Origin of the sequence: Paenibacillus sp. FSL L8-0641 (assembly GCF_038006265.1) — a bacterium.
GTDB lineage: Bacteria > Bacillota > Bacilli > Paenibacillales > Paenibacillaceae > Paenibacillus > Paenibacillus polymyxa_D.
The window spans coordinates 4,207,707-4,229,338 of the sequence record NZ_JBBOUW010000001.1 but is presented as its reverse complement, the minus strand read 5'-3'; the positions used below and the strand labels follow the sequence as shown (position 1 = coordinate 4,229,338).

Below are 21,632 nucleotides of genomic sequence, written 5' to 3'. Positions count from 1 at the left end.
AATACACCTGTTTACTCAAATTATACACACGATTTTTACACGCTATATAAACGTTCAAAAATGTCTGTTGTTTGTTTTGAATCCTGTTCACGTAGCTCTTTCATAAGGTGGGCATATGTAGAGGTAGTGATATCTAATGAGGCGTGACCAAGCCGCTCCGAAACATACAGTAAACTAATACCTTTATATAGTAGCACGCCTATTGAATAACCACAAAATGGTAGAAAAAAGATCGTCTTTTCTGTAGAATCGTTGGTACCATCCAAACGAATCCGAAAGAAGACGATCTCATGAAAAATTCTATCACGATTACATCTATCCTTCAATCCATGCTGACTCCTGAAGAAGTTCAAAGGGTTGTGAAGTTAATAGGTTATGAAGACAAAGCCCGCAAGTTTACGGTGTACCATTTACTCCAATACTGGTGCATGGCTGCGTTGGAACAATGGGGTAGCTATCGATCTAGCGTAGATTATGCGGCTCTCTGTGGCTTGCCCGTCGTCCACTACTCACGCTTTTCAACCAAAGCCGCCGAAGTCCCGTTTTCCGTATTTAAGGAACTTTTCCATCTACTTGTTTGCAAATGTAACCGGGAAGCACGTCGGAAACTGACTTTCCCAAAAGAATTATTACTCATCGATTCAACCACGATGACGGTGGGAAAAACGCGTTTGCCTTGGGCTCCTTATCATGGGGAGCGTGCAGGTATTAAACTTCAAGTCGCTTTACGAGCAGAAAATGGGCAACCCCTTCAGGTGGTCGAAACGCTGGGCTCCAAGCATGATGGCCCCATGAGTGAAGCGTTGGCTCAACCGGACTACATTTTGGTGATGGACCGTGCTTATGGGAAACTGGAGCGTCTGGATCACTTCAAAACCCATGGACAATCGTTTGTCATTCGGCTTCGCGACAACGTCCATTTGGAAAAGCCTCATGCGCTACGTCGCCTTACGAAGCCAGATTCATCCGTCATTCGGGATATCACTTGCCAGTTGGGAACCCCTCAGTGTCGTTCCAGACAACGTCATCGTGTGGTGATGTTTCGGGATTTTGAAGGTCGGGAAATTCGGGTGGTTACCGATTTAATGCAGGTGACCGCAGAACAAATCGCACAGATCTATAAGGCTCGATGGCAGATTGAAGTCTTCTTTCGTTGGATCAAGCAACATTTGAATATTCCAACGCTGTTTGGTACGACTGAAAATGCGGTCTATGGGCAATTATTCTGTGCTCTAATCGTCTATGTCCTGCTCAATTGGCTATTTGTTGCTGCTCAGACTTCATGGCCCCAATATGCCGTTCTTTCCTTTGCGCGATTTTCTCGTCTATTTCTTCTTCAAAACTACCTGTTGAATGGCTGATTCAGATTCAGCGCGTTCTTCTTCAGTGCACCTCTTGTTTCATGAATTGGGTTACTTATTTTGGTTATTCAACAGGCGTGACAGAATCTAAAAGTATCTATAATCATAAAAGATTTATTCCACTTTTAGATAAGGATTGAGAAGACCATTTCAGCTAACTGCAGCTTTAGTTTAATAACAATCTTCCATAAAAGAGCGCGATTCTATAATAAGGATCAGTTCGTTTTCATTAAAGGGCCATATTATATCTTTTAATTTAAGTGAAACTGCCTAAAAAGTATGTTAATATCAGATTTAACAGACAGACAAACTGGTATTTATAGAGGCGAAATTATGAAAAAATATAGAATATATCAAGTAGACTCATTTACAAAAAATAGATTTCATGGTAACCCTGCTGGGGTTGTTCCAAATGCAAATGGACTTACAGATGAGCAGATGCAGAGAATTGCAAGAGAATTAAATAATTCGGAAACTGCATTTATTTTTGAAACAGATTCTTCAAATTATGATGTTGAAGTAAGATTTTTTACTCCAACAACAGAGGTTCCAATTTGTGGTCATGCAACAGTAGCAGCGCATTATATTTATGCAATTGAGAGAAAAGCTGAAACTGGAAGAATTATTCAAAAAACAAAAGCAGGTATATTGCCTGTTGATGTTATAAAGTATGAAGATGACTATTCTATTGTAATGACACAGGGAGAACCTTCTGTATCAGAGCCTTTAAATGATGAAATAAGAAGTCAGATTGCAAATGCGTTAGGTATTTCTTGTAAAGATATTTGCATGGAATATCCAGTTGCAATATCTTCAACAGGTCATTCTAAGGTAATGGTTCCGATTTACTCCAATGAAATACTACATAGTTTAAAACCTGATTTGCAGAAGCTTACAGAAATCAGCAAGCATATTGGATGTAATGGATATTATGTTTTTACATTAAATCCACAAGAGGATATATTGGTTCACGGAAGAATGTTTGCTCCTGCAATTGGAATAGCTGAAGACCCGGTGACAGGAAATGCAAACGGACCGCTTGGAGCCTATTTGGTACACTATAACATTTTGCAAAATGAGAATGAGCAGTCTTTTGATTTTGATATTTTACAAGGTGAGGCAATCAAAAGAGAGGGAACAATGCATGTTCATGTGAAAAAGGAACAGGGAAAACCCGTATTAGTTCAAATTACGGGGAAAGCGGTTATTGCTTTTTCAACGGAGATCATACTTTAAAAAAGTTATCAATAATCTTAATGACGGATTGTCAAGCCAAGTACAAACCAATAACACCAATGTCCCAGCAAGTACTCCTGGGACGTATAGCAAAGCTTCCTACATGTAGGAAGCTTTTTTGTGTTCCAGCAGGATGATTGCTGCTAGCTTTATACCGTCGCCTTCTCCTTATGAGCAAAGAATTGAGGTAGATGCTCTTTGTGTGCTTCTAGTAATTCATCCAGTACGGTTTGAGCAATGTCACCACTTGGTACGAGCGGATTCAGGGTGAAGGCTTGCAGTGCTGTTGCATAGTCACCGGTGACCGCTGCTTCAATTGTCAGCTCTTCCATTGCCTTCATCACTTGCAGCAAGCCCCGCTGTGCAGGTGGGAATTTGCCAAAGTTGACAGGTTCGGCACCATGAGCGCGAATGACACTGGTCACTTCGATGGCGCTATCATAGGGAACATCATCAATCGCACCATTGTTACGTGTACTAACCACCATCAATGTGCCTTTGTTGTTATAAATGGAATTAATGATTTCGCAGGCTGCATCGCTGTAATGCGCACCACCGCGTTTGGATAGTTCCTCTGGTTTGTAATCCAGATTTGGATCTTTATACAATTCAAACAGACTTTCTTCCAGACGTTTGACCACTTGGCCCCGAGTTCCTTCGTTTTTGGCTTCCTCTAATTCTTCCTTGAGCATGTTATCCGTCATATAGTAATACCGATGGTAAGGACAAGGCAGCATTTTCAATTGACGAACTTGATCATACAGGAAGCGCATATTCTTAATATTTTCAACGACTTTCTCTGGCTTTGCGCCCGGAGCGTACAGTCCTTCAATAACTTGCTCTGTTAATTCGACCCCTGTTTTGTCATAAACTTTGTGCCAATGAAGGTGGTTAATGCCTGCAAATTTAAAGAATAGCTCTTCTTCCGGTTTGTCCAGCACAGCCGATGCACTCTTGATCGCGCCGATTGGAACATTACATAATCCGATGACTTTATCCCACTGACCATAACGAAGCACGGCTTCGGTAACCATTCCCGCAGGGTTGGTAAAATTAATTAACCATGCATTCGGACACAGTTCTTTCATATCTTCGACGATACTGAGGATAACAGGGATGGTACGAAAAGCTTTGAACATCCCACCGGCCCCATTAGTTTCCTGACCGATCATGCCGTGCTTTAACGGAATACTTTCATCCTTAATCCGCGCTTCCAGCAGGCCTACCCGAAATTGGGTCGTTACAAAATCAGCGTCCTTCAACGCTTCCCGGCGATCCAGGGTCAAATGTACCTCACAATCAATGCCTGCTGCCTTTACCATCCGTTTGGCCATGGCGCCTACGATCTCCAGTTTTTCACGACCTGCCTCAATATCTACCAGCCATAATTCCCGAATGGGAAGCTCTGCATAACGTTTGATGAAACCTTCTACTAATTCCGGTGTATAGCTGGAGCCTCCGCCAATGGTTGCAATCTTTATGCCTTTTTTCATAGTTAGTGCCTCCTAAGTATGTTTTGTAAACCGCTTTCTTAAGCACAAATTCACTGTAATCCCTGTAATGCATTACAGGTCAAGCGCTTTTGAAAAACTTATTTTGGGAAGGTGACAATTATAGGGCGGACACCACGAACATGCTAAAATAGAAAGAACGAGGTGAGAAAAATGGCGAATATTCATGAAATTGCAAAGCTGGCGGGGGTATCCTCGGCTACGGTGTCCCGTGTCATTAACAACCATCCGTACGTAAGTGAACCGACAAGACAGCGTGTGCAGGAGGTCATAGATCGACTGGATTATGTTCCTAATCTTAATGCGGTATCTTTAAAAAAAGGGATGACCAAGCTCATAGGGATTATTTCACTTTCTTTTAATGATTCATTGGGTTTATTTGTGCGCGGATTTACAATGTATGCCCAGGAGCATGGCTTTAATATAGCGCTGTTTATTACCAATGGGGAGAAGGAACAGGAGCTTGAAGCGCTGGAAATGTTGCGGAGAAAGCAACTGGACGCCTTGGTCTGTATGATTCGCGTTAATGAGTGGAGTGTGATTGAGCATTATACAAAATATGGTCCGATTGTGACCTGGCAGCGTGTAAACATTGAGGCAATCCCGTCTGTATTTATGGATCAGTATCAGGGCTATACGCTGGCATTGGAACATTTGTACACCCGAGGATATCGGAAAATTGTGAATGTGTACGGCAGCATGCGGGGGTTGAATACAAAAGAACGCATTCGAGCTTATCATGACTTTTGCGAAAAATATGATTTGGACGCTGGGGCCTTCCCGCATTTTTATGATTTAAATTCAATAGAAGCTGGTGAACAAATAGCTCATTGGTGGGCAGAACGAGCACCAACAGACAGGCCGGACGCCTTCGCCTGTTCTACCGATTATTTGGCAGCAGGTCTTTTGACTGAAGCGCGTAGGCTAGGTGTTTCTGTACCGAGTGATTTTGCAGTAGTAGGCTTTGATAACACCGAAATCTCGCATTTGCTTGATTTAACTACGATTCATTACCCGATAGACAAGCAAGCTGAGAATGCGTTCATTATGATTCGAAATGCCCTCGAAGGGCTGGAAGAAACGATACATCATCTGGAATTCAAATTAGTAGAGCGAGCGACCACCTGATTCCAAAAGAGACTTCTTGTTAGTGGTTATTAATTACCATATTCAAGTTTATATAGTAGGAATAATGGAAGAAAAATGTTGACACATGTTAAAAATTGGTGAATAATTTGAGGTGAAAGTATAAAATTTGGATTTTTTGTATGAAGGGTGGTTATGACTTGGGACATACACCTACGATTTTGGCGAAGTTAGAGGATTATTTAGGGGAAAATAATTTGACGCTGGCACAATTTGCCGAACATTCAGGTGTTCATCAAAGAACACTTAATAATTGGATTGCCAAGCATCGTCCTGTTGCTATACATCAGCTAGATCGAATCACTTGGGCTATGGGACTACCAGAAGGTTTTTTTTACGAACTATACATAGATAACTACATCATTGAGCGTTCCCCGGATTGGAGGCGAATTGAGCCGTTGTTGTTTCGCTGTGCGGAACTGGACAAGTTGGATGCTATCCAGCTTGTAGTGGGACATATTATGGACAACCTTCTATATTCCCCAAAGTTATTTGATGCAGCAGAAAAATTATTCGCACAAGGTCAGCACAATGCTGCATTGTTGCTCTACGAAGGGATTGCGGAAGGCGAGAAGTACCAGCATTCTGAACGTTTGGCTGTCTGTCAGTATCGTCTGTTTACCATTCAGGTGGGTAACAATCAGATCCGAAATCTCAAGGCGGCTACACGATTTGAACCCTTTGTCGAACGTCTGAATGAAATAGATCAACTCGATGCGTTAAAAGATTTGGCGAATGTGTACCGTTCTCTGCGTGAATGGGACATGCTTTATGAGACGGCTCGAAAAATGCGAGATAAAGCGGAAACTCAATATACTATGAAACATCAACAGAAAATCAGAAAGCGTGAGGAAGCTGCCGAGAAGCTGAGTCGCCCCTTGTTTGTGTATATCACTTATGCCGATTTACTATGTGCGAGTGTCTGTGAAGCCCAAGGAGATTATCAACAAGCTTTACAATTTACGTACGCCTACGCTGATTTAGATTGGGTCATAGAAACGGACGAGAATACTCAATACTGGGTTAGTTTGTATCAACATTGGGCAGAAGGTAATACTTTTGTAAATAAACTTCACTCTGGAGATACAAGCGTGCTTCCCAATTATGTTGAATATATTACAGCTACATCAATCACTGACGAAAACGAAAACGAAAAGCTCTCAAAGCTGTTGAACGTTGTGATAGCAGCTAACCGATATACAATAGATATCGATAATATCCTCTCAAAATTTGAAAAAGACATTGATTCCTTTACTCAATTGCCAACATCTACTGATATGTACACTCAACAGGTCTTACCGAATTACTTTGCATATTTTGGTTATGAATTGGCTTATTACTATTTATATAAAAGGATGTATAGTGACGGATTTAAATATTTGAAGTCTGCGACGCTAAAAGCGATTAGACTAAATAACGAAACTTATTTTATAAACTGCATGGGATTATTCGAACATTTTAAAGCATACGCAATGGATGAAATAAAACTAGAGTTTTCAAATATCATCGAAAAGGTGTGGTTAAATAATGTTAAAAAAAATGATACTACTGATCGTCGCGACTAGCTTTTTGTTTATTTTACCTGTTCAGTCTTATAGTCATAATCATAGTATCCAACCTCAAGTACAAATTGGGGGCTCTTAAACTGACAGAAACAAAGAAATCCTCGACAACCAGTTAAGGTTAGTGGAGATTTTTTCTTCGGTAATTAAGGAAGCACACTGAAATAGGAACTCTTAAAGTATCAGTACCTTTTGGAGGATGTGTTATTTTTGACTACGGCGGTCATTTTACTTATAGCGAATATTCTACTTGTTCTTCTTTTAATTGTTGGTATTATTCTGCTCATAGGAATTTGTACAGAGGGTACACTTTGCTAGGATTGCTTATTGCTGAGAAAAAGAATAATGAGGTCAAACAACATAAGGTTAATCACTAAGTTGAATTTGGCTTACATGCTCTATATTCATTGGATTTCTTTATAAAAAGAGCCTCTATTCCACTTAATTAGTGGAAACAGAGGCTCTTTTAACGTGGATTTAGGGGCATTCTTGTTTATGCAAACTTTTGGGATGTTCTTTTTTGTTAGGCGCATCATTTGAAAATCCAAAAAACGTCTTTTTGTCATAAAATATGACATATAGGAGGGATCATGCTGATGAACCAAGGTGTGACTTTACTTTGTGTCGAACGAGCTAGGAAGAAATTGTATCAGGTCCAGAAAAAGTATGGATTTTTAACACATCCCAAAGTAATAGAACAATCTAAAAAGCTGGATGATCTGTTGAATCATTATCAAACATGTAGATCGGATCATTGAGAAATGAGACCATATTTTTTTTGAATTCCTTGACCGTACCTCTAACCTGCTTTGTCTGTGTCACGGCTGAAATCACCGCTACACCATCTGCACCTGCACGTGCGACTTCCTCAACACGGTCGACTGTAATACCTCCGATCCCAACAATTGGCACATCAATTCCCGCTTTACGCATCTCATATAAAATTGCTGGCCCATGTACAGCATGGGCATCATCCTTCGAGAGGGTGGGATAGATTGGCCCGACGCCGAGATAATCAGCACCTTGCAGAATGGCTCGACGTGCTTCCTCAATGGTATGGGCAGAGACGCCTAGAATTCGATTTCCGATTCGCTCGCGGACGGTTTCGGCAGATTCATCGTCCTGACCGATGTGAACACCGTCAGCGTCGATTTCAAGAGCCAGCTCCACATCGTCATTGATGATGAAGGGGACACCAGCGTGGCGGCACAGTTCCTGTAGCTGTCGCGCAAGTTCGAACATAGGGATACCCGTTAATGCGCCATGGCCTTTTTCCCGGAACTGGACCATGGTTGCCCCGCCAGCCAGAGCCTCCTGCACGACCCAGCCTGGTTCCGCTAGGCAATTCACGCTTCCAAGCACCAGGTACATCTGTAGCTGGCGGCGCACCACCTCTGACAACATTCTGCCGCTCATAGAAGCATCTCCTGACGACGACGGAAGGCCCAATGATTGGTGGGCCCATGTCCCTGTCCAAGCTGCAAAGATTCCTCAATCGCCGCCTGGATGAAGGCTTTGCCATTCGAGATAGCCTCCGGTACAGACATCCCTTTCCCTAATTCCGCGGTAATCGCTGCCGAGAAGGTGCACCCAGTTCCGTGTGTATGGACAGTCCGTACTCGCTTGCCGCTCAGCTCTGTAAAGGCGGTTCCGTCAAAGAGCAGGTCAACAATCTGTTCGCTGCTCTCGCTCTCGTCAGCGTGGCCACCCTTGATCACAACGAATTCTGATCCCATACTGCTAATATGTCTTGCAGCCTCGCGGCGATCCTCCATCGTACGGATGCTGATCCCTGTCAGGGCTTCCGCCTCCGGGATATTCGGTGTAACGACCAGGGCCAAGGGGAGCAGTTCGTCCTTCAAAGCCTGCACCGCTTCCAATTGCAGCAGTTCAGCGCCCCCCTTCGCAATCATCACGGGATCGACGACGACCTTTTTCCAGCCGAACTTTCGGATCTGCTCACTCACAAGACGGATGATACCCGCATTAAACAGCATGCCAGTCTTCAGGGCATCCACTCCAAGGTCTAATCCTACAGCTTCGATCTGTTCCGCTGTTGCTTCCTGTGGCAGCGGATATACGCCGTGGACCCCTAAGGTGTTCTGTACAGTAATGGCCGTAATAGCTGACATGCCGTATACGCCAAGCTCTTGAAAGGTTTTGAGATCGGCTTGAATTCCGGCCCCGCCGCCACTGTCTGAGCCGGCAATCGTCAGTGCTCTGGGTACACGAGTGTCTGTCATCGCGCACCACCTGCTGTAGTTGTTCCAGCTTCACGGATCGTGACATGCCCCTCTAGCGAACCAGTATGTAGTTTGGCGAGCTCGTCGAGAAAGGCAATCTGGAAGCTGCCTGGCCCTAGCTCTGCGGTCCGTGCTGCGGCTCGGGAAGCTGCTGCACTGTAAAATGCCAAGCCTGCTGTACCTGCGAGCAGCAGGTTGGGTTCAACAGCTGCAAAGGCACCTAACACAGAGGTCAGCAGGCAGCCTGCTCCGGTTACCTTCGTGAGCAGTACGTCTCCGCCGCTTATCATTCGTGCTTCGGCCCCATCGGTGATGACGTCTTCTTTTCCAGTGATGACAACCATTGTATTGAGCACTCGAGCAGCCCGAATTGCCAGATCGACATGGCCGCTGTCAGCACTGTCACCAGCATCTACGCCTTTAATCTCACGCGCTTCTCCGACAAGATGGGCAACTTCGGCTGCGTTGCCCCGTACCAATGAGATTTTGACTTTACTCAGGATTCGCAGTGCCGATTCAGTTCTAAAGCTCGTTGCTCCCGCACCGACCGGGTCTAGCAGGACCGGAACACCGTGTGCATTCGCCGATTGTCCAGCAATGATCATGGCATCCACCAGTTCGCGGTTCAGCGTACCGATGTTTAACACGACGGCGCCTGCTATTTTGGCCATATCTGCTACTTCCTCGGGTGCATAGGCCATCACCGGGGAGGCTCCCAATGCATACAGGCCGTTGGCGGTAAAGTTGGTGACTACCACATTGGTGATATTGTGAACGAGGGGTTTGCTATTTTGTACCTTCGTTAGGAGATCCGAATAACTTTTTTCCCATGTACTCATCATGATTATCCTCTCTATAGTTGGTGGTTCAACAGGACATTAACCGTACTTCACGCATCGAATTGACAGGCTGACTATTCCAAGACCGCTGCCTGCATCTGGACCGGCCATTCTTCCTGCTTATAAGCCATGTCCCAGAACTTATATTCCAGCTGGCAGCTCAGTATAAAATGCTCAATCATCCGCTCCCGCTCAGCAGCCGTTGCCCCTTCCGCCCAAGCATCTACACGTTCTCGGAACTTGAGTGTTGTATCATCAAGCTGGTCTCCATAAAAGCCAATCCATTCATAGAACGGATGGGACTTATCCGGCTTTACTTCATCTAGCAGCCTGCGGCCAATCTCGGCATACGTCCACATACATGGCAGCAGCACAGCCAAGATCTCGCCCAGGTTGCCCTCATGCGCAACCGTCAGCATATGATGGATATAGTGATGAGCCGACGGAGCGAGCGGATATCCCTGCAATTCTTCATAGGTCACCCCTGCGACAGCACAGAAATTTTGATGCGGGTGAACCTCGCTGTGGAGAATAAAAGAGATTTGTTCATTAAATACAGCCATGTCCTCCCGATTCGTGCATTTGGAGATTGCGATGCCGTATATCCGCATGTAGGCGTTCAAATATTCAAAGTCCTGTTTTACATAGTGAATCAGCTGTCCCCTTGTCAAACTTCCTTCAGCAATACCTCTCACAAAGGGATGCTCAAAAATCGCTTGAAAAATGCCGTCCGCCTGCCGACGGAGTTCTTGTGTGAAACTCAATTTCGCCACCTCCATAAAATTGAAGAGCAAGAAGTCCTGTAAGAATATAATTCCGGAACAACGCTAAAAAGCCGCCCCGGAAAACTGGAGCGGCTTCAACAATAGGCACAATGCGCAAAAAAACGCTTGAAACCTTATATATAAAGGCTCCACTTTCCTACGCTAGTACGAACTAGATCAGGTTCAAAGGGTCCAAGATACGTTCTTGTCTCAGCCATAGCGGCTCCCCTAGTGGACTTCTATTCTTTTGACTATTACTGTACATACGTTCATACGCTATGTCAAACATGTCTATCTGGTCAAGGGCCAAACGACAGAGCTGAAGTTCGCTTCCGAGAGGGAAAAAGGCGCTGGAGAAGATCAGTTCCGTCTACACGAAGGAATTCGCGGCAGGCTCCAATGTCTAAATAATCAGCATTTATACCAATAGAGAAATCAGTACTGGGAGTGTAACGAGCGATATGACAGCACTGATGACAAAGGAGGAGGCTGTTTCTGATTCCAGGCTTTCAAAACGGGTGGCGATCATAGCAGCGACTGCTGAACCCGGGAAGGAAACGAGCAGAACTGCCTTCACAGTATCTGCAGACGACAGACCGCACAGGTAGGCGATCAGCAGCATTAATAAAGGCTGTACAATTGTTTTTAACAGTGCGATGGCAAAGGCACTTACACTAAAACTAATGTTGCGTACGCCAATGGTCACTCCGACAGCGAATAAAGCGGCCCCGGACGTAATGTCTCCGATTTGATTCAACGATTTGTTCAACAAATCCGGTGAATGGAAGCCGAACAAGGTCAAAATTACACCAATCAGTGGAACCAGCGCCAGCGGTTCTTTTAATCCATGAAGAATGGAGTCCCAGATTAACCTTCCGAGGTGACCGTTCCGTTCTTTGCCTGAATTCCTGCTGGCTACGGTAGCTATAATGGTAGCCGCCGGGTCAAGGACGGCATTGACTACGATCCCGGTAAGCGCAATCGGAATGGCGACAGCAGCGGAACCGTAGATGGCTCCAAGCACAGGAATGCCCATAAAAGCAAAGGTCGGCTGTGCCGAGTTCAAAGCAAACATGGCGGCATCCTTGACCGACTGCTTCCCCGCAAAGCGGGACAGTAGAAGGAGAACGGTAAAAAAGCCGACAATGCCAATGAACAGGGCCAGCAGGAATGGCCATTGCTCGATGAGCGCTTTCCTGTCCGTTGTCGTAATACCGATGAATAGATGCGCAGGTAGTGCAAATTTGGTAACGAGCGCATTTAGGGTTTTGGAGGAAGAGGCATCAAAGCTTTTGTAATGCCCCGCTAACCACCCTAAAATAATAACGAAAAAAATCGGCACCAAAATGTACAAGATATGTCCGACACTCATAGATTGATTCTCCTTGCTTGAACTGACGTATTCTGCCTGTCTGAACAAGGCAATCTCTTTCTTAAATGGAGCATTAGTGAGGGTGATGTATTACGCTTTCCACTGCTTTGACCTTGACATATTCCGGTTTCCACATTGCATCCCGTATAGCTTGTTCAACATTTGAAATGTGTGCCTGAGCTACCTGATCCTGAATCGCTGCTTTCGCTACCGCAACCGCAACAACGTACGAAACATCACGTAATTTTTGGATATGAGGGAGCAACGCACCGCCAGGCTTATTCGAATCTACGCCATTGGCAACGGCATCTGCTGCGGCTGTAAACATCGCAGGGGTAATCCTTTTGGCTTTAACCACAATCGCACCCAGACCCAGTCCCGGGAACACAAAGGCATTGTTCGCCTGTCCAATTTCAAATTTCGTACCGTTATAAGTGACGGGGTCAAAAGGGCTTCCGGTAGCAATTAATGCCTTGCCATCGGTCCACCGTATTAGATCCTCAGGTATAGCTTCTGCAAGATTTGTAGGATTGGACATGGGCATAATGATCGGGCGTTCTACATGCTTCGCCATCTCTTTGATGATCTCTTCAGAAAAGGCACCTGCTACTCCAGAAGTTCCGATTAATATGGTAGGCTTCACCTGACGGATGACCTCCAGCAGCGGTATTTTGCCGTCATCCGACCGCGTCCATGAGCTGACTTCCTCTTTTTTACGTACATACGGTTTCTGATATTCCAGTACATCTTCCATATCGTCCGTTAACAGCCCACGGTAATCAAAGGCCCAAAAGGACTTGAATGAATCTTCCGCGGAAAGGCCGTCCTCGATCATAGCGCCCCGAATTTGGTCAGCGTTACCGATCCCTGCTGCTCCTGGGCCGAAGACAAGTACCTTTTGCTCACGCAGCGGAGTCTTGGTGACACCTACCGCCGAAAGAATTGCAGCCAAGGTCACCGCTCCTGTACCTTGTATATCATCGTTGAAGGTGAGTATACTTTGACCGTATTTTCCTATAATATGGCGTGCATTTACGCTACCCACATCTTCCCAATGTAAAAGCGCCTTCGGGAATTGCGCTAACGTTTTGCTGATAAAAGTATCAATAAACTGGTTATAGGCTTCTCCGCGAACCCGTTTATGGCGGTTTCCGATGTACAGTGGATCATTCAGCAACTTTTCATTATTCGTACCTACATCCAGTACAATGGGCAGCACCCGCCCGGGATGAATGCCTGCCGCAGCCGTATACACTGCAAGTTTGCCAATAGCAATGTTAATCCCCCCGACACCCCAGTCCCCAATCCCCAAAATACTTTCGGAATCCGTCACGACGATCAGGTCCACATCCTCGCCGCTCAAACCGGAATTATAGAATGCTTGTCCAATACCGTTCGGATTATCTATCGACAAATATACGCCCCCAGGACGGTTGTACTCGTGACTGTATTCTTGAATCGCAGTTCCGACGGTCGGTGTATAGACTACGGGTAGCATTTCACTTAAATGATCGGTTAGTAGCCGATAGTAGAGGACGACATTTCGGTTGTGGAGGTCGTTGAGAGAAGCATTTTTACGTAGCATGGTAGGTTGTGCGAGAAATTGCTGATATGCTCGTATGCTCTGTTTCTCTAATGAAAGGACGGTGGGAGGAAGGATTCCTTCCAAACCCAGTTCTTTGCGTTCTTCTTCTGTAAAAGCGACACCTTTGTTCAAAAGGGGATTTGCTAACACATCCTTTCCCCGCAATGGAGTAGATAATGACCCATCGCGATTGACATAAAAAGCTTCCATAGAAAGACCTTCTTTCTTTTCATTTTCATGATTATTCATGACGAAAGATCACATGTTGTCCATAGTATAGACATGCGAATCTGGTTTATTCATCTATCTTTCTATGACAAAATAACCATATTCATTTCTTTCTATTGATCTAAAAGGACCAACTTTCGATATGGATTCGCTAACTAATACTAAGGATTTTGGTTCTAATGAATCAGGTCTAAATACTCTGTTTTTATCAAATATGAAAATCAGTTTTTCTTCTCTTATTCTCTTATATATCATGGAGTGTCAGCTATTTCGTTAAGAAAATATGAAGTATTTGGACATTAATTTAATCCCTATAAACAAACATTCTTAATTCTTTTTCAACAAAATAGAACTATTCGGAGGAAAAGGAGAGGTTTGTGTGCAGGGACCTATAGCCATTTTTAGCGATAACGACAGGGCTATTGATTATCCCAATGTAATTTATTTTTACCAATATATACAGTGCAAGGACACGGAGGCAGCCTCAGTCTACGAGAACGCATGTTGCTGCTTGATTGATTATAGGGAGCCGGGGCAGGCGGTGCGGAAAGCCAATCAGATCCGCAGCCAATTTCCGCAAATGCCATTGTTACTGGTGACGGATGTAACATTTCCGTTCAGTGATCAGCATATGGTGCAAATCACCGGAGTAGGCCGTTTGCGGCTGCTATTTTGGCAAGCCAATGACACCGAAGAAATACTTTCGGAAATTCAAAGCTTGCTCTATCCCGAGTATTCGACCAAAAGCCAACATATTGCATTTATCTTGTCTGTATATAACGAAGAGCAACGTTTTGTTCATGTCAAAACCTTTGCTGAACGACTGCAAGCCTTTATCCGTAGCCATATTATTGAAGGTTCGATTTATCTCATTGATGATGGCAGCCACGATGGCACCCATGCCTTGATTAAAGCGCTGGAGGCAGCAACGGACTTATCCGTAAACCGGATTAATCAGAATCTTAGTCCGCTGCTTCAAACAAGGGAATTGGGACGCAATACACGTAAGGCAGGGACGTATCTGGAAGGGATGCGGACCATTGGTGCGGATTACTACGTATTTGTGGACGCGGACGACTCCTTTTTTATTGAGGATATTGCCAGAATGATTAATGTTGTTCAGCAGGGCTATTATGATGTCGTGATCGGAACCAAGGATATGACCGCCGAGAATCGGTCTTTATTGCGATCTGTTGTCAGCTTTGGTAAGCGGGTCATTTCCCGTCCTTTTTTACCCACAGGTGTGGTGGATTCCCAGACTGGGCTTAAAGTGATGAGTTCGGTTGCAGTGAAACGGATGTTTCCGCATTTAAAGGAACAGCTCGGATTGGCGCTGGATCTAGAAATGATGTTTATTGCCAAGCGACTCCAGCTTCGTGTGCTGCAATTACCCGTCAAATGTATTGACCGCGATGGATCGCACATCCATGTCTGGAAGGATTCCATTCGTTTTTTACGCTCTGTCATTGATATTTGGCGACTGGATCGGCGGGTGAGATAACAACGTGAACAACCGATTGCGTTCGTTGATGTTTCCTCTCTTTAATGTGCTGCTTAACGGGTTTAATTTTTTCTTCCACATTGCAGCGAGCTGGTATCTTACCGGACAAGCCTATGGTCAAGCGAATGCGCTGCTGGCCCTCTTTGCACTGTTGTCCGTTTTGGGCTTATCCATCCAGCTATTGACCGCCAAGCTGGTATCCAAGGGTGGCAAGATGCTTGCGCTACGTAGCTTACCGCTCGGTTCTCTATTACTAAAAGCACCATTGGTGCTAACTGTGCTTGCCATGATCATTTTACTCATCATTCATCCGTTATTGCGCTCGCTTTTAGGCGTCGATTCCGCCCCGCTATTCATGCTGTATGGCTTGATCGGCCTACATATTTTGGTGAGTTCGTGCCGTGGAGATTTACAGGGTAGGGAACGCATGTTGGCGCTCAATGTGAACTATTACATTGAAGTAATAGGGAAGCTGAGCTTGTTTTTTGTTCTGGCTGCACTGGGGTTAAAGCTGGAAGCCCTACTATTGGCGAGCTGTGGGGGAATGTTGCTGTCGCTACTCCACGGCTGGATCGTTTCGGCTCGTGGCTTGTCCTTATTCACAACCAGTGGAGAACATATCCCTTCTGGGCTATGGAAGTCATTGGGTCAGGATTTCACCGATAGCCTTATGACGAATTTATTCATTTTGTTTTGTATCTCTATCGACATGTTGTATGTACAGCATTACTTTCCCGAGCAGGCCAGCAGCTATGCCATTGCGCTGAAGTACAGCCAGTTGGTCTATTACGTTTCGTATAGCCTGATTGCTGCCTTTATTCCAAAGCTCGGTGCGCAGGGGCATGACCGCCAAGCTTTGGGCAAGTTGATTGCCGTCTATGCCGGATTAATGGCTGTAGCTGCGATCTGTGTATATGTGGGCACGACCTTTGTGTTCCCATCCTCTATACCCATATTATTCGGAGCCTCTTACCAATCGGCCGAGGTCTATATTCCATGGGGGGGATGGGTGTACTGGTTATTTTCCATCGTGCTGTTTTTTGTGCATGTGCACGTATTGGTGGGCAGACGCAAATTTATGTTCAGTCTGATGGCAGGAGCCGCGGCTTTATTAGTAGCCTTTCATATTGCCCACACAGAGCCGGTAGATTTCTTGCTATCTGAGTTCATGGTTTACGGAGCTATGGCTCTCTACTTTGTGATAGACGCCTATGTGCATTTGTTCAAAATAAAGATAAAGGGGGATGTACCCCATGAATACCATACATGAACAGGACGGTAAAACCGTAGTTCTATTGCTGTCCTGGCGTGACATACGTTCACCTAAAAGCGGAGGAGCAGAAATTTTCACCCACGAAATGCTTAAACGCTCACAACAAGGCCGCTTCCAGTTCATTCATTTTTCACCCCAATTTGAGGGGATGCCTGAGCATGAAATTATCGACGGTATTACGTATATTCGAAAAGGAAACATATACAGTGTTATTTATTATGCGATGCGCTATTACCGTCGTCATCGAAGGAAGATCGACTATGTGATTAACCAGGCGAATACGCATCAATTCTTTACCCGATTTTGGGTGGAGGCATCCAAGCGGATTTTTTTCATACATCAGCTAACAAGGGAAATATGGTTTGAGAACGCCAAATTCCCGCTAAATGTTATTGGGTTTCATATGGAACCCTTGATGCTTAAGCTGGCTCGTAAGGATCGAACGCTTACGGTATCTCCGTCTACTCGGTATGATCTACTTAAGCTGGGCTTTCACCCGGATCGTGTTCATCTTTTACCGGAAGGCATTGAGTTTGATCATTGGCCGCGCGAACAATTTTTAACGAAGGAACCTAATCCGACCTTCATGTACGCTGGGCGCTTCGTCAAATATAAAGGCATTGATCTGGTCGTTGAGGCCTTTGGGCAGCTCAAGGAAAAGTTCCCTCAGGCTATGTTATGGATTGCCGGAAAAACCGATAAAACCTATGTGGCAGAACAATTGTTGCCGATTATGAAACGGTATGGATTAACATACGGAGAACCGGATGAACAGGGGCAATCGCAAGCTGATATTACCTTTTACGGATTTGTTTCAGCAGAGCATAAGCTGGAGCTGATGAGTCGTGCCCACGCGCTGGTGTTTCCTTCCTTGCGTGAAGGTTGGGGGTTGACAATTACCGAAGCGGCAGCGGTTGGAACGCCCAGCATTGTCAGCAATTCACCGGGTCTGGTGGATGCAACGGATTTTGGGAAGAGCGGATATCTATGCTTTCACGGCGACATCCGGGGATTATCTGAACAAATGGAAAGAGCAGCGAAGGGCGGCGAAGATTACATGGCCATCCGTGAGCGGGCGTATCAATATGCGTTAAGATTCCATTTTGATCATACGGCTGCTGCGTTTGAGCAGTTGATGGAAGATTGGATAGAGGAGGCGGAACAGAGTGGACAAAGTGGTCATTCTCTTCTCCACGTACAACAATGAACGGACGATAGAGCCTTGTTTGCGAAGCTGTATGGGGCAAAATTACAAGGATCTGCATATTGTAATTGCTGATGATGGCTCCAGTGACCGGACCGTCGAGACGATTCGTATGCTGTCGGCAGGGAGCGCAGTACCCGTAACGGTATTGGAGCTTCCCCATGGGGAGCGGGGAGTCGCTAGGGTTAGAGCGGTTGAGGAAGCGAAACGCTTGGGTGCCGAATACATATTTGTATTGGATTCCGATATGATTTTAGCCGAACATCTGATTCAGCAGAGCATCGACTTTTTTGATGATCATCAGGATATTGGCGCTTTGGTCGTTCCGGAGGAGGCGTATTCGGAAGCGGACAATTTTTTTTCCAAAGTGAAAGTTTTTGAGCGAAATGTGATTAATAACGCGGGTGAGACCTTGGGAAAACGCTCCATTGAAGCGGCACGCTTCTGGCGAATGAGCGCTTATGAATCGACGGGCGGGTTTAATGCGGAGCAGATTGCTTTTGAAGAAATACAGCCGACCTTACGTTATATAGAGTCTGGTGGAGTCATTCGCCGGGCGGTATTTACACGGGTATATCATGATGAAAAACAGGTCTATCTGCACGATGTATTACGTAAAAAAGCCTACTACTTTTCAGTGATGGATCGTACGATGTCATCTGAAGAGGGCGGATTACGAAAGGCACTGGAACGTTGGTATTTCTTCCGTCCGGTGCTGTATACGTGGGGGAATTTGAAAAACTATATCCGTCACCCGTTGCTGACGATGGGGATGTTGTGGATGTATGTATGCCTAACTGTGATTGGGGTAGCCGCCGTGTTAAAGGGCGGCACCCGTCACTCAGGCGATCTCGCTAAGGCGGATAAGGCGTAACGATGAATGTCCGAGGGTCAGCGTATCCAGCGTGTACAGGTCGGGATCGGAAGATTCCGACTCCTCATACGGTATGTATAATGAATGCGTGGTTAACTGAATACCTTCCCCGTCAGGATGACGTAGTGAGCGCCCAATAGGATACAGCTCAGCAAGTGCAATGTGTACAGCGGTTACGATATCTTGTTCATTCAGCAGCACATAGGGTCGGTACGGAGCATTCAAAATGCTGTCTATAAATACTGACAGGTCGGAAGCTACGTTCTGGTCTGCTGCATGCAGGCTGTTTCGATTGAGTTTGGCTTGATCAAGCGCCTCATACAGTATTTTTTTTAGCGTATCATCATCCAGCTCCAGCGGTTTCGTCAAAAAACGGAACACACCGACTTGATTAATCGCCGATAAAATGGACTGCGTATGCAGGTGACCAGACAAAATGATTCGTACGATATGTGGATAATCTTTCTTAATCATGCGAAGGAAGGTAATCCCATCCAGACCAGGCATGAGCAGATCGGAAACGACCACATCAATCGGGTGCTGTTCCAGCACTTGTAGGGCTTCTTTGGGCGTGTGAGCGGTATGTAAGGTGAATGCTTCTTGCGTCAGGGTCCGTTCAAGCAGGGACAGAACCATAGGGCTGTCGTCAACAAATAGAATGTTTTGGGGTGTCATAAGAACTGCGCAACTCCAATCAGGAAGTAAGAAATGAGGAACTACATGTATAATATCAGCGTTTTGGCATTTTTGAAAGATGTCAATACAGAACGGGCGTTGCGTCTTTTTTGTGAACGATTTGATTCGGCTGAGCATGCCCTCTGGGAAAAAGGTATGCGTCTCCTTCATCAGTATCATGCTGCACGGCATACAGGGGTGACCCTGGTTGTCTCCAGCGCACTTCAGCATATGGACGATCGTCATGATATTTACGTTGTTGATCTGCGGGAATACGGCGAGGAAGAGTTGGATCGCTTATATATCGCAAAAACATGCGAGTTGATCCTACTGACGGACGGGGCAACGGAAACCGCTGCGAGGTTTGCTGCCCTCCAGCGCCGCACTCCCCGTTTGCTGTGCGCACGGCTACCGCTGGTCAGCTACGAGCTGGAATGCCTGATGCAGGCTATTTTGAGCCGTCGTGAACAAAATGGAGGGGACAGGGAAGCATGAAACAATGGGCTTTGTTGAAACCAGGTTGGCAAAAGCTGATCCTGTACCTGATCGTACTGGGTGTGACCGTGTTTTTGGCCGCTGTGCTTCAATGGTTTGTCGTGCGACAATTCAGTGTTCACTTGGCGGAGATTCAGAATGAACAGCTCCAGTATGAGGTACAGGAACTTTCTAGCAGCATAACCGAGCGTTATGCCGCATGGCAGGCTGAATTGAAGGAGCTGTCGTCCAGTCTGGGCAGAGATATGCTGAATCAGGGAACACGCCAGTATCCTGAGGGGTTTAAGCGTGAAAGCGGGGCCTTTTATGTGCTGGATGAACAGTATCATGTGAGGGTCGGACGAGATAATCGTGAGATGAAAAGTGCGGTCCAGCAGATTAAGTGGCTGCAAAATGGTTGTGCAGTAAGCTCTTTTGTGACAGAGGATCATCAGCCTGCCCAGTATATCGCATGCAGGATTCAAGGAGCGCAGATGGGCGGTTTTATGGTGCGCAAGGTTGACGCTGATATGCTCAGCGGAATTATTAAAAGTAAACCGGTTAACCAGTATGAGACTTTATTTTATAACGGTCAATTTAAAGTTGTAGCTTCCCGAAGTAATCCGGATATTAACCGAACGGACATCACGGGCGTCACCCGTAGGCTGCTGGAGGGCAATACAGGTGTCATTGAAGATGACGGTGAAAAATACGGGATAGGATTTAGCCGCATTGGGGAAGAAGCCCTTTACATATCGGTTAAGGATGTCAGCGAGGATACAGCACAGCGAATCAGCTCCTTCGGCAAACAGTTGTGGATGGTCATGGTTCTAATATTGTTCATTCTGTGGGCCATGCTCGTACAGTTCCGCAAAAGGATTGTGAAGGATGCCATCGTGAACAACCAGGTGCGTGATCAACGGCGAGATGAAGATATGCGACAGCAGCAGGACACGTATTATTTGCCGTTAATGCAGACGATTGAGCAGCAGCTACAAGAGCTGCAAGAGCAGACTGGCCGTCTCACAGGCGGTGATGATTTGAAGCTGCTGGGATTCTATCATGATCTAGCAAACCGCTTTGAAGCGGCATCCAGTCAGGGAAAAGGAGCCTCTCATGAGGAACTGGAGTATTTTCGCGAGTTGAATGAAAATTTTATCCAGGGTCGTCTCAGACAGGAATCCTCACTGGGAGAGTTACTGACGGGAGTTCGTAGCTTGCGCGATGAGCTGGAAGAGAAGATGCATGATAATAGTGGAATTAGCTTTACAGATATGAATGAAGTATTGTCTGAGTCGCTGAAATGGGCGAACCGTTCATTGAACATAAAGAACATTCAAGTGATCTTGCGGCAAGAGCCTGTTCCATCGATTGCAGTACAAGCACCCATGCTGTACAAAACGATTCAGGGACTGCTGGAAAATGCAGTTCAGGCCATGGGCCAAGGCGGAGAATTGCCTGAGGATCAGGAACAGGGCCGAACAGGTCTGCGGTCCAAGCGGAAATCTCAAGTGCTTAAGGTTAGTTCACGGCTGGAAGAAGGAGAAATTGTTATTATCATTGAGGACACAGGCGGCGGGATTGATGATAAAATGCGTTGGAGCTATTTCCAGCCAGACTATTCCCAAAACTCGCAGGAGCATGCGTTCAGCCTGTACCATATGGATGCATACCTGAAGACCATAGGCGGCCGTTTAAAGCTGCGTAATACCGATCAGGGCTTGCAGGCAATCGTTCGTTTGAGAAGATAGGCCCAAGATAACCGACGGATATACGAGAAGTTC

General features: G+C 45.6%; 18 protein-coding genes, 1 pseudogene and 1 riboswitch. Of the genes and pseudogenes, 11 read left to right on the top strand and 8 right to left on the bottom strand.

Features of this window, described 5'->3' with window-relative positions; translation table 11 throughout:
* Window positions 1–290: 290 nt before the first annotated feature.
* Together MKY16_RS19070 and MKY16_RS19065 are read left to right on the top strand one after the other, a co-directional pair.
* Window positions 291–1,426: pseudogene (locus MKY16_RS19070) on the top strand (IS4 family transposase); the annotation flags it as partial.
* A 268-nt stretch (window positions 1,427–1,694) separates the two neighbouring features.
* Window positions 1,695–2,597, top strand: a complete 903-nt coding sequence (locus MKY16_RS19065; RefSeq protein ID WP_069290241.1) for a PhzF family isomerase — start codon at window positions 1,695–1,697, stop codon at window positions 2,595–2,597.
* Window positions 2,598–2,746: 149 nt separating this feature from the next.
* Here the strand turns inward: MKY16_RS19065 and MKY16_RS19060 are convergent, their stop codons facing one another.
* Window positions 2,747–4,090 carry a 6-phospho-beta-glucosidase gene (locus MKY16_RS19060; protein WP_340956623.1) on the bottom strand — a complete coding sequence of 448 codons (1,344 nt, stop codon included), beginning with the start codon at window positions 4,088–4,090 and terminating at the stop codon, window positions 2,747–2,749.
* Window positions 4,091–4,261: 171 nt separating this feature from the next.
* Here MKY16_RS19060 and MKY16_RS19055 point away from each other — a divergent pair, with 171 nt between their 5' ends.
* From MKY16_RS19055 to MKY16_RS19045, 3 genes are all read left to right on the top strand, one after another.
* Window positions 4,262–5,236 (top strand): LacI family DNA-binding transcriptional regulator, encoded by a 975-nt coding sequence (locus MKY16_RS19055; RefSeq protein WP_340956621.1) that lies wholly within the window; start codon window positions 4,262–4,264, stop codon window positions 5,234–5,236.
* Window positions 5,237–5,394: 158 nt separating this feature from the next.
* Entirely contained in the window at window positions 5,395–6,819 is a 1,425-nt protein-coding gene (locus MKY16_RS19050; RefSeq protein ID WP_340956618.1) for a helix-turn-helix domain-containing protein, read from the top strand.
* Window positions 6,820–7,406: 587 nt separating this feature from the next.
* The gene (locus MKY16_RS19045; RefSeq protein WP_071558335.1) at window positions 7,407–7,574 is read left to right on the top strand and encodes an aspartyl-phosphate phosphatase Spo0E family protein; all 168 of its coding nucleotides are present in this window, start codon (window positions 7,407–7,409) and stop codon (window positions 7,572–7,574) included.
* Here the strand turns inward: MKY16_RS19045 and thiE are convergent.
* The 6 genes from thiE to MKY16_RS19015 form a co-directional block, all read right to left on the bottom strand.
* Window positions 7,519–8,232 carry a thiamine phosphate synthase gene (thiE, locus tag MKY16_RS19040; RefSeq protein ID WP_340956616.1) on the bottom strand — a complete coding sequence of 238 codons (714 nt, stop codon included), beginning with the start codon at window positions 8,230–8,232 and terminating at the stop codon, window positions 7,519–7,521. The two genes, MKY16_RS19045 and thiE, sit on opposite strands and share 56 nt — an antisense overlap.
* A complete protein-coding gene (thiD, locus tag MKY16_RS19035; RefSeq protein ID WP_069011045.1) occupies window positions 8,229–9,059 on the bottom strand; it encodes a bifunctional hydroxymethylpyrimidine kinase/phosphomethylpyrimidine kinase in 831 nt (276 codons plus the stop codon). Before thiD ends, thiE begins: the two co-directional genes overlap by 4 nt.
* Entirely contained in the window at window positions 9,056–9,898 is an 843-nt protein-coding gene (gene thiM, locus MKY16_RS19030; protein WP_340957597.1) for a hydroxyethylthiazole kinase, read from the bottom strand. Before thiM ends, thiD begins: the two co-directional genes overlap by 4 nt.
* Before the next feature lie 74 nt (window positions 9,899–9,972).
* On the bottom strand, window positions 9,973–10,662 hold the full coding sequence (gene tenA / locus MKY16_RS19025; protein WP_340956614.1) for a thiaminase II: 690 nt from the start codon (window positions 10,660–10,662) through the stop codon (window positions 9,973–9,975).
* Window positions 10,663–10,799: 137 nt separating this feature from the next.
* A riboswitch (TPP riboswitch) is annotated at window positions 10,800–10,902 on the bottom strand.
* 178 nt (window positions 10,903–11,080) lie between these two features.
* Entirely contained in the window at window positions 11,081–12,034 is a 954-nt protein-coding gene (locus tag MKY16_RS19020) for an AEC family transporter (RefSeq protein ID WP_029518371.1), read from the bottom strand.
* A 73-nt stretch (window positions 12,035–12,107) separates the two neighbouring features.
* Entirely contained in the window at window positions 12,108–13,829 is a 1,722-nt protein-coding gene (locus MKY16_RS19015; RefSeq protein ID WP_340956612.1) for an NAD-dependent malic enzyme, read from the bottom strand.
* Between the two features lie 397 nt (window positions 13,830–14,226).
* On the opposite strand from MKY16_RS19015, the gene MKY16_RS19010 reads away from it, so the two are divergent.
* From MKY16_RS19010 to MKY16_RS18995, 4 genes are read left to right on the top strand one after another with little or no spacing between them, the layout of a single operon-like run.
* Window positions 14,227–15,348: a glycosyltransferase gene (locus MKY16_RS19010; RefSeq protein WP_340956610.1), complete on the top strand. Its 1,122-nt coding sequence runs from the start codon at window positions 14,227–14,229 to the stop codon at window positions 15,346–15,348.
* Between the two features lie 4 nt (window positions 15,349–15,352).
* The gene (locus MKY16_RS19005) at window positions 15,353–16,618 is read left to right on the top strand and encodes a transporter (protein ID WP_340956608.1); all 1,266 of its coding nucleotides are present in this window, start codon (window positions 15,353–15,355) and stop codon (window positions 16,616–16,618) included.
* Window positions 16,602–17,828: a glycosyltransferase family 4 protein gene (locus MKY16_RS19000; RefSeq protein WP_029518375.1), complete on the top strand. Its 1,227-nt coding sequence runs from the start codon at window positions 16,602–16,604 to the stop codon at window positions 17,826–17,828. The genes MKY16_RS19005 and MKY16_RS19000 overlap by 17 nt, the downstream gene beginning before the upstream one ends.
* Window positions 17,788–18,699, top strand: a complete 912-nt coding sequence (locus MKY16_RS18995; protein ID WP_029518376.1) for a glycosyltransferase family 2 protein — start codon at window positions 17,788–17,790, stop codon at window positions 18,697–18,699. Before MKY16_RS19000 ends, MKY16_RS18995 begins: the two co-directional genes overlap by 41 nt.
* Here the strand turns inward: MKY16_RS18995 and MKY16_RS18990 are convergent.
* Window positions 18,667–19,374, bottom strand: a complete 708-nt coding sequence (locus MKY16_RS18990; RefSeq protein ID WP_029518377.1) for a response regulator — start codon at window positions 19,372–19,374, stop codon at window positions 18,667–18,669. The genes MKY16_RS18995 and MKY16_RS18990 overlap by 33 nt on opposite strands.
* Window positions 19,375–19,419: 45 nt before the next feature.
* Here MKY16_RS18990 and MKY16_RS18985 point away from each other — a divergent pair, with 45 nt between their 5' ends.
* On the top strand, window positions 19,420–19,869 hold the full coding sequence (locus tag MKY16_RS18985; RefSeq protein ID WP_029518378.1) for a hypothetical protein: 450 nt from the start codon (window positions 19,420–19,422) through the stop codon (window positions 19,867–19,869).
* Window positions 19,866–21,599, top strand: a complete 1,734-nt coding sequence (locus MKY16_RS18980) for an ATP-binding protein (protein WP_340956606.1) — start codon at window positions 19,866–19,868, stop codon at window positions 21,597–21,599. The genes MKY16_RS18985 and MKY16_RS18980 overlap by 4 nt, the downstream gene beginning before the upstream one ends.
* Window positions 21,600–21,632: the final 33 nt, after the last annotated feature.